General features: G+C 67.0%; 13 protein-coding genes and 1 tRNA gene. 13 read left to right on the top strand and 1 reads right to left on the bottom strand.

Annotated elements, in window-relative coordinates; translation table 11 throughout:
- Window positions 1-261: 261 nt before the first annotated feature.
- Together JW876_10705 and JW876_10700 are read left to right on the top strand one after the other, a co-directional pair.
- Complete coding sequence (locus JW876_10705; GenBank protein MBN1885976.1) at window positions 262-2,259, top strand: FAD-dependent oxidoreductase; 1,998 nt, start codon at window positions 262-264, stop codon at window positions 2,257-2,259.
- A complete protein-coding gene (locus JW876_10700; GenBank protein ID MBN1885975.1) occupies window positions 2,256-3,422 on the top strand; it encodes an FAD-binding oxidoreductase in 1,167 nt (388 codons plus the stop codon). The genes JW876_10705 and JW876_10700 overlap by 4 nt, the downstream gene beginning before the upstream one ends.
- A gap of 104 nt (window positions 3,423-3,526) precedes the next feature.
- On the opposite strand, the gene JW876_10695 is transcribed toward JW876_10700, so the two are convergent.
- Complete coding sequence (locus tag JW876_10695) at window positions 3,527-5,479, bottom strand: T9SS type A sorting domain-containing protein (GenBank protein ID MBN1885974.1); 1,953 nt, start codon at window positions 5,477-5,479, stop codon at window positions 3,527-3,529.
- A gap of 235 nt (window positions 5,480-5,714) precedes the next feature.
- On the opposite strand from JW876_10695, the gene JW876_10690 reads away from it, so the two are divergent.
- The 11 genes from JW876_10690 to JW876_10640 all read left to right on the top strand — a co-directional run bounded on the left by JW876_10690 (window position 5,715) and on the right by JW876_10640 (window position 17,381).
- Window positions 5,715-5,790, top strand: a tRNA-Thr gene (locus JW876_10690).
- 187 nt (window positions 5,791-5,977) lie between these two features.
- The gene (locus JW876_10685; GenBank protein ID MBN1885973.1) at window positions 5,978-7,927 is read left to right on the top strand and encodes a S9 family peptidase; all 1,950 of its coding nucleotides are present in this window, start codon (window positions 5,978-5,980) and stop codon (window positions 7,925-7,927) included.
- Between the two features lie 239 nt (window positions 7,928-8,166).
- Window positions 8,167-8,376: a 4Fe-4S binding protein gene (locus JW876_10680; GenBank protein ID MBN1885972.1), complete on the top strand. Its 210-nt coding sequence runs from the start codon at window positions 8,167-8,169 to the stop codon at window positions 8,374-8,376.
- A gap of 123 nt (window positions 8,377-8,499) precedes the next feature.
- Complete coding sequence (locus tag JW876_10675) at window positions 8,500-9,612, top strand: 2-oxoacid:acceptor oxidoreductase subunit alpha (protein MBN1885971.1); 1,113 nt, start codon at window positions 8,500-8,502, stop codon at window positions 9,610-9,612.
- 1 nt (window position 9,613) lies between these two features.
- Window positions 9,614-10,432 (top strand): 2-oxoacid:ferredoxin oxidoreductase subunit beta, encoded by an 819-nt coding sequence (locus JW876_10670; GenBank protein MBN1885970.1) that lies wholly within the window; start codon window positions 9,614-9,616, stop codon window positions 10,430-10,432.
- Entirely contained in the window at window positions 10,429-10,986 is a 558-nt protein-coding gene (locus tag JW876_10665; GenBank protein MBN1885969.1) for a 2-oxoacid:acceptor oxidoreductase family protein, read from the top strand. The genes JW876_10670 and JW876_10665 overlap by 4 nt, the downstream gene beginning before the upstream one ends.
- Before the next feature lie 115 nt (window positions 10,987-11,101).
- Entirely contained in the window at window positions 11,102-12,445 is a 1,344-nt protein-coding gene (locus JW876_10660) for an NADP-dependent malic enzyme (GenBank protein ID MBN1885968.1), read from the top strand.
- A 98-nt stretch (window positions 12,446-12,543) separates the two neighbouring features.
- Window positions 12,544-13,656, top strand: coding sequence for an isocitrate/isopropylmalate dehydrogenase family protein (locus tag JW876_10655; protein ID MBN1885967.1), 1,113 nt, complete (start codon window positions 12,544-12,546; stop codon window positions 13,654-13,656).
- 16 nt (window positions 13,657-13,672) lie between these two features.
- On the top strand, window positions 13,673-15,574 hold the full coding sequence (locus tag JW876_10650) for a 3-isopropylmalate dehydratase large subunit (GenBank protein MBN1885966.1): 1,902 nt from the start codon (window positions 13,673-13,675) through the stop codon (window positions 15,572-15,574).
- Between the two features lies 1 nt (window position 15,575).
- Entirely contained in the window at window positions 15,576-16,829 is a 1,254-nt protein-coding gene (locus tag JW876_10645; GenBank protein ID MBN1885965.1) for a 3-isopropylmalate dehydratase large subunit, read from the top strand.
- A 36-nt stretch (window positions 16,830-16,865) separates the two neighbouring features.
- Window positions 16,866-17,381 carry a 3-isopropylmalate dehydratase gene (locus JW876_10640; protein ID MBN1885964.1) on the top strand — a complete coding sequence of 172 codons (516 nt, stop codon included), beginning with the start codon at window positions 16,866-16,868 and terminating at the stop codon, window positions 17,379-17,381.
- The last annotated feature ends 98 nt before the right edge of the window (window positions 17,382-17,479 follow it).

The following is a 17,479-nucleotide window of genomic DNA, read 5'->3' as shown; positions in this document are numbered from 1 at the left end:
TCAGGAATACGCGCGATCTTCAAACGATGTCGCTTGACACCGTGCGCCATGTCTCATTATTTTTCGGGCACGCAGGTTGCGACGGCTGACTTTTCAACCCGCTGATCCGCAACGCGATGCACCGTTCCGTCTTCCCGGAACGGCCCGCAAAGGAGATCCGACATCGCCGCTTCGCCGCGCAAGACGTGTCGTCTGACCGCACACCCCATCCTTCCGATCGAGCCCCGGCGGGAGATCACATTCACCTTCGACGGCGTGGAGATGGCCGCCCTCGAGGGGGAGGTCGTCACCTCCGCCCTCTTCGCGAACGGGATCAGGACATTCGGACGTCATCCCCGCGACGACGCCGCCCAGGGGATCTTCTGCGTGAACGGCCAGTGCAGCCAGTGCATGGTTCTCGTGGAAGGCGTCCCGGTCAAGGGATGCATGACCGTCGTGACACCCGGGATGCGGGTGGAGAGCTGCAACGGTGTTCCACGCCTGCCGGCGGTCGGTGAACCGCCGCCCTTCGCCGAAACGCGAACGATCGGGACGGACGTGCTCGTCGTCGGCGGCGGTCCGGCCGGCGTCAACGCGGCGATCGAACTCGGCCGACTCGGCGTCCGGACGCTTCTCGTCGACGACAAGATGGAGCTCGGCGGCAAACTGACTCTGCAGACGCATCCCTTCTTCGGTTCGCGCGACGACTGCTACGCGGGCATCAGGGGGATCGAGATCGCCCGCATCCTCACCGGGGAGCTCGCGGCGCTCGACACGGTCGCCGTGATGACCGGAACGGTGGCCGTGGGCGCCTTCGTCGACAAACGGATCGGCCTGCACAGGGGCGACGAATATCTCCTGGTCGAACCGAAGGCGGTGCTTGTCGCCTGCGGCGCGCGGGAGAAATCGCTCGCCTTTCCCGGGTGCGACCTGCCGGGCGTCTACGGGGCCGGCGCCTTCCAGACGCTTCTCAACCGCGACCTCGTCCGGCCGACCGATCGGCTGTTCATCGTCGGCGGCGGCAACGTCGGGCTCATCACCGGCTACCACGCCATCCAGGCGGGGATCAAGGTCGTCGGCCTCGTCGAGGCGTTGCCGAGATGCGGCGGCTACAAGGTGCATCTCGACAAGCTCCGGCGCCTCGGCGTGCCGGTGCTCACCTCGCACACCGTCCTGCGCGCCGAGGGCGGGGAACAGCTCGAACGCATAACGATCGGTCGCATCGACGACAAATTCAGGCCCGTCGCCGGCTCCGAACGGGTCCACGATGTCGACACGCTCCTCGTGGCCGTGGGGCTTTCCCCGGTAAACGAGCTCTATGGCCAGTGCCGGGCCTTCGGGATCCCCTGCTACACGTCGGGGGACGCGAACGTCATCGCCGAGGCCTCCGCCGCGATATTCAGCGGCAGGATCACCGGTCGCCGCATCGCGCGGGATCTCGGACGCGAGGTGGAGATCCCGGAGGAGTGGGCGCGGACCGAGGCCGTTCTCCGCTCGAAGCCCGGGCGCGTCGTCGATCCCGGGGAGCCCCGGCGCCCGCGGAAGGTCTACCCGATCATCCGATGCGTCGAGGAGATCCCCTGCAATCCGTGCGTGGATTCCTGCGCGAAATGCTCGATCACGATCCCCGGCGATTCGATCATGGGCCTTCCCGTCTTCGACGGCGAATGCACGGGGTGCATGAAATGCGTGGCGGCCTGCCCGGCACTCGCCATCAACCTGATCCAACCGGACTGGAACGAGGAGCGGGGGACGTCGCTGCTGGTCCTTCCCTGGGAACTCGACGCAGGCGATCTCGCCGAGGGGCGCATCGTCACCACGGTCGACATGGAGGGGAATCCGGTCGGGGAGGGAACGATCGTGAAGCATCGCCCGTCGCCGATCGATCCGAACCGCCGGCTCGTCTCGATCGAGGTGCCGAAAGAGGACGCCTTCGACGTGGCGGGATTCCTCGTGCTCGAGGCGGAGTACGGGCGAACGGGGCAGGGACGGGCGGAACCGGTCGACGACGACACGATCATCTGCCGGTGCGAGCGCATCACCGCGGGAGAGGTCCGGCGCGAGATCCGCGACGGCGTCCGCGACATGAACGTCCTCAAGGCGACGATCAGGACGGGCATGGGGGCGTGCGGCGGCAAGACGTGCACCGAGCTGATCCTCCGTCTCTACCGCGAGGAGGGAGTCGATCTCGACGAGGTCACGCGTCCGACGGAGCGTCCCTTCGTCTCCGAGGTGCCTCTCTCCGCGTTCGCCGGGCTCGACGAGGGGAGCGGTTCGTGACCCTTCCCGCCTATGACGCGATCATCGTCGGCGCGGGGAGCGTCGGCTGCCCGACCGCCTATTTCCTCTCTCTCGAGGGATGGAAGGTCCTCGTGCTCGACGGGAACCCCGCGCAGGGCCAGGGACAGAACAAGGCCGCGATCGGCGGCGTCCGCGCAACGCATTCCGACCCCGCGAAGATCACCCTCTGCCTGCAGAGCATCGAGATCTTCGCCGGATGGCGGGAGAAGCACGGGACGGACATCGGCTGGATCGAGGGGGGGTACTGCTACCCGGTGTACACGGCCGGAGACGAGACCACGCTCAGGGGGCTCCTCCCGGCGCAGAAGAGCTACGGCCTCGATATCGACTGGCTGGGCCCGGACGAGATCGCCCGGGTCGTCCCGGGCATCAACAGGGATGGCCTCAGGGGCGGCACGCTCGCCCCGGGCGACGGGCAGGTCTCGCCCCTCAAGGCGGCCGCGGCCTTCTGGAAGGAGAGCCGCGACCGGGGCGCCGAATACCGGTTCGGCGAACCGGTGACCGAACTCATCATCTCGGGCGGCGCGATCGAGGGCGTCGTCACGCCGCGCGGGCGCTACTATTCAGAGGTGGTGGTCAACGCCGCCGGCGCGGGAGGGCAAGAGATCGGCCGCATGGCGGGGATCGAGATCCCCGTCGAGCCGGAAAGCCACGAGGCGGGGATCACGGCGCCCATGGAACGGTTCCTCGATCCACTCGTCGTCGACATCCGTCCGGGTCCCGAGGGAAAGACGAAGAACTTCTACTTCGGGCAGAACGACCGCGGCCAGGTGATCTTCTGCTACACCCCGATCGAGCCGATCGCCGGCACCGACCGGCGCTGCACCTCGGAATTCATGCCGATCATCGCGCGCCGTCTCATCGACCTGATCCCCCGCTTCCGGAACATGCTCGTCAGGCGGGTCTGGCGGGGGCTCTACCCGCAGACCCCCGACGGGATCATCATCCTCGATCGCGTCGAGGAAGTGCGCGGATTGTATCTCGAGGCGGGGATGTGCGGGCAGGGATTCATGCTCGGCCCGGGCGTCGGCCTGAACATGGCAAGCCTCATCGTCCACGGCCATCCCGTCATCGACGACGACATCTTCGATTCCATCGGCTTCTACCGCGATTTCTACGCCACGAAAGAGGCGCTCGAATAGCCGCCGCCTTCCCGGCGCGCGAACGGTCCCCGATCGCGTCACGACGACCGGCGAGATCGCGCGGGTCGTCTGACCGCCGCGCCGCGGCGACGTTCTCCCCCTTCCTAGCGCAACAGGACCATCTTCGTCGAGACCGTCTCCTTGCCTGCCCGCAGACGGCACAAGTAGACGCCGGATACTGCCGGGACGCCGCGATCGTCCAGGCCGTTCCAGGAAACGGCGTGCTTGCCGGCGGGATACGGTCCCCGGGCAAGCGTCCGGACGCGCCTGCCGGCGGCGTCATGGATGACGAGAACGATCGACGCCCGGTTGGGCAGGGAGAAGGCGGCAATCGTCGAGGGATTGAAGGGATTGGGGGCGCAGACGAGCGACAGGGGAGGCGCGGGCATGCCGATGCGGTCCGTCTCGAAGAGCGTCCGCGAGCCGTCGCCGTCGTCGACGGAGACGCGGTAGGCGGCCGACCGGCCAACCGGCGGCTCGTCGCGGAAGCGGTAGGCGCCGGGGCCGTCCTCCTCGATCGAAACATCCAGGGGACGCCACGCCCCGCCGTCGAGACGGCGCTCGGCGGCGAAGACGGGGCGGATATCGGTCGAGACGCGCCAGGAGACGATGATCCCCTCCCCGTCGACAGTGGCGTCGAAACCGCGAAGGGCCGTCGCGACGATCTCGCCGTCGGCCTCGACGAGCTGCGCGAAGATGTCGAAGTATCCGTCGTAGCGGGAATCCTGCCAGCCGACGACGGTTTGTCCCGCGCCGGTCGCGACGGCCGCCGGGAAGAGGGAACGTTCGCTTCGCGTGCAGACGCCGGCGCCCGCCGCGGGCCACCTGGCCGATCCCGCCCCGTCGATCCGCTGTGCGTAGATGTCCTCGGCGAGCGGACCGCCCCGGTCATCGTGCCAGGCGACGACGACGCCGCCGGAATCGTCCGGGCAGATCGACGCATTCGACTGGCTCCCTGCCGCCGTGCAGACGGGAACGCCGCCGTCGCCCCAGAGCCGCGCGCCGTCGGCATCGATGCGCTGCGCGTACAGATCGATATCGGCGCCGTTGTTCTCGCTCCAGACGATCGCCGCGCCGCCGGCGCCGTCGGCGCAGATGAGCGGGAGCACCTGGTCGTGGGGACGCGACGCGACGACCAGCGCCGTGTCCTCCCAGCCGACGAGGTTTCCAGGCAGGAGTTTCTGGGTGCGCAGCACCACGTCCCCCTCGATCGGGCGATCCTCCCAGACGAGGATGGCGTTGCCCAGGCCGTCTGCGGCGATCGCCGGGTTGTAGTTCTCCACCGCCTCGTCGCCGACGAGGCATTCGACGCCCGCAGATCCGTCGGAAAACACGCGGACGGCGTAGAGGTCGTGGGGCGCGTCCCGGATCGACGCGCGTCGGCGCGCGTCCCGCCAGGCGATCCACGCTCCGCCGGCGCCGTCCGGCGCGACGACGCCATCGTATTGCGCCATCGTGTCGACGCAGACCGCCGCGCCGTCGGGGCCCCAGAGGAGCGCGCCGCCGGGGGAGATGCGCTGGGCCCAGAGATCGATCTCGTAACCGCGCCGCTGGTCCGACCAGGCGACGATGACGCCGCCGTCGCCGTCGGAGGCCGCCGAGGGCCCGTAGACGGAGACGGGCAGGTCGCAGACGGCGACGCCGTCGGTCGTCCAGAGCGCCGCTCCCGTCTCGTCGATCCGTTGCGCGTAGATATCGGCGTCGCCGCCCCTGTTGTCGGTCCAGACGACGATTGCGCCGCCCGCCCCGTCGGCGACGACGATCGGCTCCTCCTGGTCGCCGGCGGCGACGCAGATGGGCAGGCCGTACATTCCCCATCTCGCTGCGCCGGTCGACTCGACCGCCTGGAAGTAGATGTCCCGGTCGATGCCGCTCCGGAAATCGCGCCACGCGAAGAGGACTGCGCCGCCGGCGATCGCGACCCCGTCGAGCTCGTCCTGGGTTCGCGCGCGGACGCAGACGATGACGCCGTCGCCCGTCCACGAGGGGCCGGCAGGGGCGTCGGTAAAAGAGAACGCGGACAGGAGAAGGACCGCGAAGAGAAGTCGATGGCGCATGACGACCTCCTGCGTGTTGTCGGCGGGCGGGGCCCGGTCGGGATGTGTCGGTTTGCGAAACAGCCGCTCGATTCATCGTACCATCGACGGCGGTCGATCGCAAGGGGAAGCGGCTCGCCGGCGCGCCCGGGACGCCGCCGCCGGCCCGCGCGAATTGATGAGTGGAGAAGGCGCGGCGGAACGAGAAATCACTTGAATCGGGGAAGCGGCTTTGCTTATGTTCTCCTCGCACGGGGCTGGTGTAGCTCAGCTGGTAGAGCAACGCACTCGTAATGCGTAGGTCGTCGGTTCGATTCCGTCCACCAGCTCCATACAGAACGATCGCGACGCTCCGCGGGATGGGATCCCCGGGGCGTTTTTCTTGCGCCCCTCCGGCGGAAACGCGGGCGGGCCGAGATACGGCTGGACGCGGCCTTGCCGAGCGCGTACCATCCCCTGTCGACCGATGGATCGTGAACGGGCGGCCGCGCGCCGGCGCCTGCAACGGAGGAGGGTGTCGTGAAGAGACGTTTCGTTCCCCTGGCGTCCGCGCTCGTCGTGTTCTGCGCGGTCGTCGCCACCGCCGCCGGAATCGAGCGGCGGGAAGAGGGCAACCTCGTCATCGAGGGGATCCCCGACATACCCGGGCGCATCGTCGAACGGATGCGCCAGTACAACAACACGCGCTCGGCCGGATTGATCGACTGGGACGCCGAGGGTTCGGGGCTCTACGTCTCGACGCGCTTCGGTGAGACGTCGCAGATCCACTACGTCGCCCGCGCGGGCGGCGCACGGAGCCAGCTCACCTTCTTCGACGAGCCGGTGAGCGGCGCCGCCGTTTGTCCCGATCCGTTCAGGCCGGGCTTCCTCTTCGCAAAGGACGTCGGCGGCGGCGAGAATTACCAGATCTTCCGGTTCGACCGCCAGACCGGCGTCTCCACGATGCTCACCGACGGGGAATCCCGCAACGGGGGACAGGTCTGGTCGAACCGCGGCGACCGCTTCGCCTTTTACAGCACGAAACGGAACGGCCGGGACTGGGACATCCTCGTCGCCTCGCCCGACAGCCCGGAGGAGGCGCGGCCCGTCGTCGCGGAGGGCGGCGTGTGGTACCCGGTCGAGTGGTCTCCCGACGACACCCGGCTCATCGTCGGCCGCTACGTCTCCGCGAACGAATCCTACGCGTACGTCCTCGATGTCGAGTCGGGCGCTCTCGCGGCGATCGCGCCGTCGACCGGGCCCGTGGCGTTCGGGAATGCGGTGTGGTCGCAGGACGGCGACGCGGTCTTCTTCTCCTCCGACGAGGAAACCGAATTCAAGAAGCTCCGGCGCTGGGATGTCGCGGCCGAACGCTCGACCGTCATCACGGGGGACATCGACTGGGACGTCGAGGGGCTGGCGATCTCGCCGGCGGCCGGCATGATCGCCTTCACGGCGAACGAGGACGGCATCGACCAACTGTACCTCCTCGACACGGAGACGCTCGCCCGCGAGCGGATCGACGAGGCGCCGACGGGCCTCATCGGCCGTCTTCGTTTCGACCCGGCGGGCGAGCGGCTCGCCTTCACGGTCTACGAGGCGACCTCGCCGGGCGACGTCTTCGTCCTGCGGATCGCCGACCGCTCGATCGAACGCTGGACCGAGAGCGAGGTCGGCGGCCTGGATACCGGCCGTTTCGTATCGCCCGAGCTCGTCCGGTACCCGACCTTCGACGAGACGAACGGGGCGCGCCGGACGATCCCCGCCTTCTACTACCGGCCGGAGGGGGAGGGTCCCTTCCCCGTCGTCGTCGATATACACGGCGGTCCCGAGGGACAGGAGCGGCCGCGATTCGACCCTCGGGTCCAGTATCTCGCGAACGAGCTCGGCATCGCCGTCCTCGCCCCGAACGTCCGCGGATCGAGCGGTTACGGCAAGACCTACCTCGCGCTCGACAACGGGTTCAAGCGGGAGGACTCGGTGCGCGACATCGGCGCGCTTCTCGACTGGATCGAGGCGCGTCCCGAGCTCGACGCCTCGCGCGTCTGCGTCATGGGCGGCTCCTACGGCGGGTACATGGTCTACGCGGCCATGGAGCACTACAACGACCGGCTTCGCGCCGGGATCGACGTCGTCGGCATCAGCAATTTCGTCACCTTCCTCGAGAACACGAGGGAGTACCGGCGCGACCTCAGGCGCGTCGAGTACGGGGACGAGCGCGACCCGGAAATGCGCGCGTTTCTCGAGAAGATCTCCCCGACGACGAACGCGCATCTCATCACGAAACCGATGCTGATCGTCCAGGGGCTCAACGACCCGCGGGTGCCCGCTTCCGAGGCGGAGCAGATGCTCGCGGCGATCCGGGCGAACGGGGGAGAGGCCTGGTACCTTCTGGCGCGGGACGAGGGCCACGGCTTCCGCAAGAAGACGAACCGCGACCGATACGTCCATTCCGTGATACTCTTTCTCGAGACCTGGATGCTCGACTGACCGGAACGGGCGATACACGCGGCGGAACGGGGCACGGCAGGGCGCACGCCGGGGGAGTGTGCGCGGGCACGAGCATAAATCATGGTTGAAAATGTTGGATATAGTCCATGAAAAGGCTTGATTTGGCGGGGATTGTCTCGTATATTGTTCACCGATTTTGCGGGCGGGGCGTCGTTTTGGCGTCATGTAAAGTATGATATAATAGGGCGTTATCCGGAACCGAAAGTGAGTGTCCCGACATGGCCGATCAGAAGCCGGCTTCCAGGAAGCCGGCGGTCATCAGGGTCGTACCGGAATGGTGCAAGGGTTGCGAGATCTGCGTTGCGTTCTGTCCGAAGAACGTGCTCGAGATGGAAAACGGCACGGTGAAGGTGGCCCGGCCCGATGACTGCATCAAGTGCATGCTCTGCGAGCTGCGCTGTCCGGATTTTGCGATAACTGTCGAGTGAGGACCCCGGGGTCCTCGCTCTTTTTTTTTCTGCCGGTTCCGGCTCGGCGTTCTTCCGCGGGCGCGGGAACCGCACGAAAAGGAGACGATCCACTTGGCTCCTGATCGTACCGGGACGGTACAGATGATGCAGGGCAATCACGCCTGCGCCGCCGGAGCGCTCGCCGCCGGTTGCCGATTCTTCGCGGGATATCCGATCACGCCGTCGTCGGAGATCGCCGAGATCCTTTCCGCGAAGCTCCCCGTCATCGGCGGGAAATTCATCCAGATGGAGGACGAGATCGCCTCGATGGCGGCCGCCATCGGCGGGTCGCTCGCCGGCATCAAGAGCATGACGGCGACCTCCGGCCCCGGTTTCAGCCTCAAGCAGGAGAACATCGGGTTCGCCTGCATGGCCGAGATCCCCGTCGTCATCGTCAACGTGATGCGCGGCGGGCCGAGCACGGGGATGCCCACGCTTCCGGCCCAGATGGACGTGCAGCAGGCGCGTTGGGGCACCCACGGCGATCACAACATCATCGTTCTCGCGGCGAGCTCCGCCCAGGAGACCTTCGAACAGACCATACGCGCCTTCAATCTCGCGGAGACGTACATGACGCCGGTCATCCTGCTCATCGACGAGATCGTGGGCCACAGCACGGAGAAGGTCGTCCTCCCCGATCCCGACACGATAGAGACGGTCTCGAGGCGAACCCCCGACGTGCCTCCGGACGAGTACCAGCCGTACCGCGTCACGGAGGACTGCCGTCCCGTCCTCGCCCCGTTCGGCACGGGATACCGGTATCACGTGACGGGGCTCTGCCACGACGAGACCGGGTTCCCGACGAACGACTCGAAGGAGATCGAGCAGCTGATCCACCGCCTGAACGACAAGATCGAGCATCACCGCCTCGAGATCATCGATTACCGCGAGGACGGTCTCGACGACGCGGAGATCGTACTCTTCGCCTACGGATCGGTGGCGCGCGCGGCGAGAAGCGCGGTGGCGACCTGCCGGGCGGACGGGATCAAAGCCGGGCTCCTCGAGCCGCGCGTGCTCTGGCCCTTCCCCGACGAGAAGATCCTCGAGCTCGCCGGGCGGGCGCAGGCGTTCCTCGTGCCCGAAATGAACCTCGGCCAGATGGCGAGGGAGGTCGATCGCGCCTCGCGCGGCGCCGTCGTGCATCGTCTCAACCGCGTGGACGGGAATCCCATCCCTCCCGGGGACATCGTCCGGAAGATAAAGGAGGTGGTCTGAGATGTTCGACTACTTCCCCTACCTTCGCGAGTGGAACTTCCCGCACATCTGGTGCGCGGGATGCGGCGACGGGATCGCGCTCAAGGCGCTGATCCGGGCGATGGACGCCCTCGGCTTCTCGCGCGACGATTCGGTGATGGTCTCCGGCATCGGCTGTTCCAGCAGGACGCCGGGTTACGTCGACATCAACACGCTGCATACGACCCACGGGCGCGCGCTTCCGTTCGCCACGGGGATCAAGCACGCGAATCCCGACCTGAACGTCGTGGTCATCACCGGCGACGGCGACGCGACGGCGATCGGCGGCAACCATTACATCCACGCGGCGCGGCGCAACATCAACCTCACCGTGCTCCTCTACAACAACTACATCTACGGCATGACCGGCGGCCAGTGCTCGCCCACGACGCCCCGCGGCTACAAGGCCTCGACGGCGCCCTACGGCAACCTCGAGCCCCCCTTCAACACCTCGGGGCTCGCCATCGCGGCCGGCGCTTCCTTCGTCGCCCGCGGCGACGTCTACAACGCCCGGAAGCTCGAGGGATACATCAAGAAGGCCCTCCAGAAGAAGGGCCTCTCGATCGTCGAGATCCTCACGCCCTGCCCCACCGCCTTCGGCCGGCGCAACAGGATCCCGAGCCCCGTGAAGCTGATGGAATGGCTTCGGGATACCTGCGTGGACGTCAAGAAGTACGAGCAGATGACCGAGGAGGAGCGGCGGGGCAAGATCCGCACGGGCATCCTCTGCGACATCGAGAAACCGGAATTCACCTCCGAGTACGCGAGGCTCATCGAGCAGTGCAGGACGGAAGGCGCATGAACAGGTACGAAGTCCGTTTGAGCGGTTCCGGGGGTCAGGGCCTGATCCTCGCGGGAAAGATCCTTGCCGAGGCGGTCGCCATCTACGACGGGCGGAACGCCGTGCAGACGCAGAGTTACGGGCCGGAGGCGCGCGGCGGCGCCTCGAAGGCCGAAGTCGTCATCAGCGACGGCGAGATCGATTATCCCAAGGCGATCGAGCTCGACGTCCTGCTCGCCCTCACGCAGGAGTCGTGCGGCAAGTACGCGTGCGATCTGAAGACGGGCGGCATCCTCATCGTGGATTCGGACTGGGTCAACCAGCTTCCCGACGGGGACTTCCGCGTCTTCAGCGCGCCGATCGGCCGGATCGCCGTCGAACGGGTCGGCAAGGCGGTCGTGACGAACATCGTCGCCCTCGGCATCCTGACGAGGCTTTCCGGGGCAGCCACCGAGGAATCGGTGCGCAAGGCGATCCGTGCCCGCGTTCCCCGGGGGACCGAGGAGATCAACATGAAGGCCTTCGACGAGGGGGTCAAGGTCGCCGCGGGCCTTCTCGATACGCCGGGCAACTAGGGGTTGCGTTCCACCACCGATTCGGGGTATACCGTTAAGTCACGATACCGACGCGCGGGCGGCCACCGCCGCGCGGCGTACTGGCGCATGGCAGAACCGACGAGGAGGTAGTCACATGGGCGACCGCTTGAGCAAGGAAGAGCTTCTCGCGAAGGCCAAGAAGCCCGGCGAGGACGCGATGAAGCTTCATCCGTTCTACCGGGGCAAAGTCGAAATCATGCCGAAGAGCTGCATCCGCAACTTCGACGACTTCGCCATCTGGTACACTCCCGGCGTCGCCAAGCCGTGCCTCGACATCCGCGACAATCCCGAAAAGGTCTTCGAGCACACGAACAAGGCCAATTTCGTCGCCGTCGTCTCCGACGGGACGCGCGTGCTCGGCCTCGGGGACATCGGCCCCGAGGCGGGGATCCCCGTGATGGAGGGCAAGGCGCTCCTCTTCAAGTATCTCGGCGGCGTCGACGCCTTCCCGATCTGCGTCGACACGAAGGATCCCGACGAGATCATCGATTTCGTGCTGAAGCTCCAGCCGGTCTTCGGCGGCGTGAACCTCGAGGATATCTCCCAGCCCAAATGCTTCCGCGTTCTCAACGAACTCCGCGAAAAGGCCCGCATCCCGGTCTGGCACGACGACCAGCAGGGAACGGCGGCGGTGACGGTCGCCGGCCTCATCAACGCCGTCAAGATCGTCGGCAAGGACATGGCCAAGATCAAGGTGACCATGGTAGGCGCGGGCGCGGCGAACATCTGCATCGCCCGGATGATCATGCTCGCCGGGGTCACGCCGGGCAACATCCTCATGTGCGATTCGAAGGGGATCCTCCACGAGGGACGCGAGGAGCTCAAGGAGAAATACAAGGAGAAGTGGGAGATGTGCCAGAAGACGAACGCCGGGAACCGCGCCGGGGACGTTCCCGACGCGATCGCGGAAGCGGACGTCCTCATCGCACTCTCCAAGCCAGGTCCCGACACCATCAAGAAGGAGTGGATCTCCACGATGGCGAAGGATGCGGTCGTCTTCGTCTGCGCGAACCCGATCCCCGAGATCTGGCCCTGGGAGGCCAAGGAGGCGGGAGCGCGCATCGTCGCCACCGGGCGGAGCGACTTCCCCAACCAGGTCAACAACTCGCTCGGTTTTCCCGCGATCTTCCGGGGGACGCTCGATGTGATGGCGAAAACGATCACCGACGAGATGTGCATCGCGGCGGCCGAGGAGCTGGCGAAGTGCGCCGAGGACCGCGGGCTGCGAGAGGATTACCTCATTCCCACGATGGACGAGTGGGACGTGTATCCTCGCGAGGCGGCCTCGGTCGGACGCAAGGCGATCGAGCAGGGCGTCGCGAGGATCGACCTGACATGGGACCAGCTCTTCTCGATGGCGGAAACGAAGATCAAGCGCGCGCGAGAGGCGTTCCACTGCCTGCAGGACAACGGCTTCGTCAAGTTGCCCGAAGACTGATCCGGCCGGCGCGGACGGGTCGTCCGCGCCGAGGCGTTCCAACAGACCGGGCTGCCCGGGGTCGTCCCGCGGGCAGCCCATTTTTCGAGGAGGAAGAGATGTACAGGATCGCGTGGCTTCCCGGTGACGGTGTCGGAAACGACGTGATGGAGGCGGCCAGGATCGTCCTCGACACGCTGAAGCTCGACGCCGAATACATCCACGGCGACATAGGCTGGGAATTCTGGAAGTCGGAAGGGAACCCGCTTCCCGAGCGGACGCTCAAGCTCTGCCGGGAGACCGATTGCGCCCTCTTCGGGGCGATCACCTCCAAGCCGCGGGACGAGGCCGCGGCCGAGCTCGATCCCTCCCTCGCCGGGAAGGGCCTCGTGTATTCGAGCCCGATCGTCGGGCTGCGCCAGCGATTCGATCTCCACACCAACCTCCGCCCGTGCAAGGCCTTCGCGGGCAATCCGCTCAACTACAAGGACGACATCGACCTGGTGATCTTCCGCGAGAACACCGAGGGGCTCTATGCCGGCGTGGAGTTCCACCCCGTCGACGACGAGCTCAAGTCGATGATCGACGCGAAGCACAAGAAGTTCCACCGGTTCATGGAGGTCCCGGGCGACGACATGGCCATCTCCATGCGGATCTTCACGAAAAAGGGGTGCGAGCGGATCGTCCGCGCCGCCTTCGAGTACGCGAAGAAGACGGGGCGCCCGACGGTGACGGTCGTCGAGAAACCCAACGTGATCCGGGAGACGAGCGGGATGATGGTGCGCGTCGCGCGCGAGGTGGCGAAGGAGTACGCCGGTATCGAGCTCTGGGAGACCAATGTCGACGCGATGTGCATGTGGCTCGTCAAGAATCCCGAGAACTACAGCGTTCTCGTCTCCTCTAACATGTTCGGCGACATCATCAGCGATCTCGCCGCGCAGCTGGTCGGCGGGCTCGGCTTCGCCTCCTCGGCGAATATCGGCGACGGGTACGCCGTCTTCGAGCCGACGCACGGGTCGGCGCCGAAGTATGCCGGCATCTACAAGGTCAACCCGATGGCGATGCTCTTGACGACGCGCCTCATGCTCGAGTGGCTCGACGAGAAGAAGATGGCCGGTCGACTGGAACGGTCGATCGCGAAGGTGATCGCGGACGGCACGGTCCGCACCTACGACATGGGCGGCGACAACACGACGCTCGAGGTCGCCGAGGAAGTCGCCCGAAACCTGTAATCCCGGAGAGGGGACCATGGGCAAGACGATCATCGAGAAGATCCTCTCGAACCGCGCGGAAAAGGATGTCGCTCCCGGAGACGTCGTCTGGATCGGGATCGACATCCGGACCGCCCGCGATTTCGGGGGCGCGAACGTCGTCAAGAACCTGAAGAAGTACTACGATCCGCCCTGGGTCGACGATCCCGAGCGGACCTTCTTCACCTTCGACTGCAACGTGCCGGCGAAGGATATCGGGTATGCCGAGAACCAGCAGATCTGCCGCGATTTCGCGAAGGAGACCGGCGTGCGCGTCTTCGACGTCAGGGCCGGCATCGGTTCGCACGTGGCGATCGAGCGGGGTATCGGCCGTCCGGGCGAGATCCTCGTCGGCACCGACAGCCACCTGAACATCATGGGGGCGATCGGCTGTTTCGGACAGGGAATGGGCGACCGGGACATCGCCTACATCTGGGCGAGCGGCCGCAACTGGTTCGAGGTTCCCGCTTCGATGCGCGTGCGCCTCGACGGCACGCTCTCGTGGCCCGCGACGGCGAAGGACGTCGCCCTCGCCGTCATCAGCCGTCTCGGATCGGCCGGGGCGCTCGGCAAGGCGATCGAGTTCGCAGGGCCGGGGGCCGAGGAGATGAGCCTCTCCGGGAAGATCACCGTCGCCTCGATGGCCACCGAGATGGGCGCGATCGCCGCCTTCCTCCCGGTCAACGATTCGACGCTCTCCTGGCTCAAACGGCGCGCAGGCGATGATTCGCTCGAGCCCGTCGTCGCCGACGGCGACGCCGACTACGTCGAGGAGATCGCGATCGATCTCGGCTCCCTCGAGCCGATGGCCGCCTGCCCGTCGAGCCCGGCGAACGTGAAGCCGGTCTCCGCGATCGCCGGCACGCGCATCGATACGGCGATCATCGCTTCCTGCACGAACGGGCGCTTCGAGGACATGGTCCACGCGGCCGCCTATCTCGACGGGAAGCGCGTGAAGGAGGGGGTCACCCTCAAGGTCGTCCCCGCCACCGAGGAGGTCTACGAGCGGATGATGCGCGAGGGGATACTCGACATCTTCGTCCAAGCCGGCGCGCTCGTGAGCAATCCGGGATGCGGCGGCTGCGCATCGGGGCAGATCGGGATGGTCGGCAGGGGCGAGGTGCAGCTCAGCACGTCGAACCGCAATTTCGCCGGCAAGCAGGGGAAGGGCGACACGTACCTCGTGAGCCCGGCAACCGCGGCGGCCTCGGTCGTCGCCGGCGAGATCGTCTCGCCGGCAAGCGAGCCGGCGCCGCTTCCCGCATTCACGCCAGACGAGGCCTTCCACGGGGAGCCGGAGCTCACCATGATCTCCTGGCGGACTGGAACGCGGGGATCGGGGAAGGTCAGGTCGAAGGCCGCGGCGGCAAGCGCCGGCGGATGCCCGGCCGTGATACGCGGCCGAGCGCGGGTCATCGCCTCGGGCAAGAAGCCGATGGACGACATCGACACCGACATGATCTTCCACAACAAGTATCTCTCGATCACGGAGATCGAACGGATGGGCGAACACACCTTCGAGACGCTCGACGGCTACGAGGGATTCGCCGCCACGGTGAAGCCCGGCGACATCATCGTCGCCGGCGGCAATTTCGGCTGCGGCTCGTCCCGCCAGCAGGCCGTCGACTGCTTCATCTCGCTCGGCGCGTCGATCGTCGTGACCGCCTCGACGGGCGCCATCTACAAGCGGAACATCATCAATTCCGGGTTCCCGCTCCTCGAGGTTCCCGGCCTCGCCGAGTCCGGGATCGAGGAGGGGGAGGAGCTCTCCATCGATTTCGAACGGGGCGAGATCACGCGCGCCGACGGCACGGTCGTCCGGGGAAGCCGGCCGACCGCGGTGCAGCTCGACATCTGCCGGGCGGGCGGTCTCTTCGCCTACTCGGGGGAGGGTGACTGACATGGGCATGACGATGATCCAGAAGATCCTCGCCCGCGCGGCCGACCGGGAGCGCGTCGAGGTAGGGGAGATCGTGTTCGCCAGGCCGCACATGATCCTCTCGCACGACAACAGCGCCGCGATCCTCAAGATCTTCCGGTCGATGGGCGGCGCGCGCGTGTGGGATCCGCGACGGGTCTTCATCGCGCTCGACCACGCGGTGCCTCCCCCGGACGCAAAGAAGGCGATGAACCACAAGCAGATCCGCGAGTTCGTGAGAGAGCAGGACATCGTGAATTTCTACGACTGCGGCGAGGGGATCTGCCACCAGGTGCTGCCGGAGAACGGCCACGTGATCCCGGGCGTCGTCATCTACGGGAGCGATTCGCACACCACCACGCACGGCGCGATCGGCGCGGCGGGAATCCCGATCGGGCGGACGGAGACGGCGAGCGTCTGGGCCCTCGGCGAGACCTGGCTCCGCGTGCCGCAGACCTACCGGATCGTTCTCGACGGCGAACTCGCCCCCGGCGTCACGCCGAAGGACGTGGTTTTGCACGTGATCGGCGACATCACCGCGGACGGCGCGACGTACAAGGCCGTCGAGTTCCACGGCCCCGTGGCGAGCGGCATGAGCGTGGGCGGCAGGATGACCCTCTGCAACATGGCGGCCGAGATGGGCGCGAAGGCGGGGATGGTTCCCTTCGACGACGTCACCGGGGCGTGGCTCGAGGCCGCCGGCGTCGCCGGAAACTACGAGCCGGCGAATCCCGACGGGGACGCCGTCTACGAGAAGGAGCTCGTCTACGACTGCCGGACGATCGGGCCGCAGGTGGCCCGGCCGCACAAGGTCGACAACGTCGTGCCGGTGGCGGAGCTGGGAGACACGCCGATCGACGTCGCGCTCCTCGGCACCTGCACGAACGGGCGCGAGGAGGATCTCGCCCAGGCTGCCGAGGTGCTCGAGGGCAGGCGGATCGCGCCGGGGGTCCGGCTCCTCGTCTACCCGGCTTCCCGGAAGACGCTCGATCGCATCTACGAGAGCGGCGTGGCGAGGACGCTGCTCGCCGCCGGCGCGGAGATCGCTGTGCCCGCGTGCGGTCCCTGCCTCGGGGCCTACGGCGGCGTACTCGCGCCGGGGGAGACGGCCGTTTCCACGGCGAACAGGAACTTCAAGGGGCGGATGGGCTGCAAGGAGGAGACCGGGATCTACCTGGCGAGCCCGTACACGGTGGCCGCGTCGGCGATCGCCGGCAGGATCGTCACGGCGTTCTGACCGGCGCCGGCCGGGCCGGCCCGGGGGAGGAGACCCATGGAGCTTCAGGGAAGAGTGTGGATACTCGATGACGACGACATCAACACCGATGTCATCTATCCCGGAAAATACACGTACGAGCCCTTCACTCCGGAGGAGATGGCGAGGCACGCGCTGGAGGATTTCGATCCCTCGTTCGCGACGGAGGTCGCCGCCGGAGACGTCATCGTCGCGGGCAGGAACTTCGGATGCGGCTCGTCGCGCGAACAGGCGGTCACCTGCCTGGCTGCCGCCGGCGTCTCCGCGGTCGTGGCCGGTTCCTTCGCCAGGCTGTGGTATCGCAACGCGATCAACCAGGCGCTCGTCGCGATCGAGTGCGCCGAGGCATCGGCCTGGGCCCGAGAGCACCGGGACGAGCTCGAGAAACAGACCGTCTCCCTCGACATCGAACGGGGCCGGTTCTCGATCGGCGACCGGGTCTTCGACGTGCCGCCGCTGGCGGGGAAGGCCCTCGAGATCTTCGAGGCCGGCGGGCTCGTGCCCTACACGAAGCGGAAGCTCGGCGCGAGTTGACCGCCGCCGGCCGGCGGGAACGCACGGAAAAAATTCACTCGACTTTCAGGGCGGATTCTTTCATGTTCACTGTTGTTCGTCCCCGGCCCCGGCGGCGA

This window comes from Candidatus Krumholzibacteriota bacterium (assembly GCA_016931295.1).
Lineage (GTDB): Bacteria > Krumholzibacteriota > Krumholzibacteriia > Krumholzibacteriales > Krumholzibacteriaceae > JAFGEZ01.
Note: the sequence above shows the minus strand (reverse complement) of the source record. Positions and strands in the feature narration are given on the sequence as shown.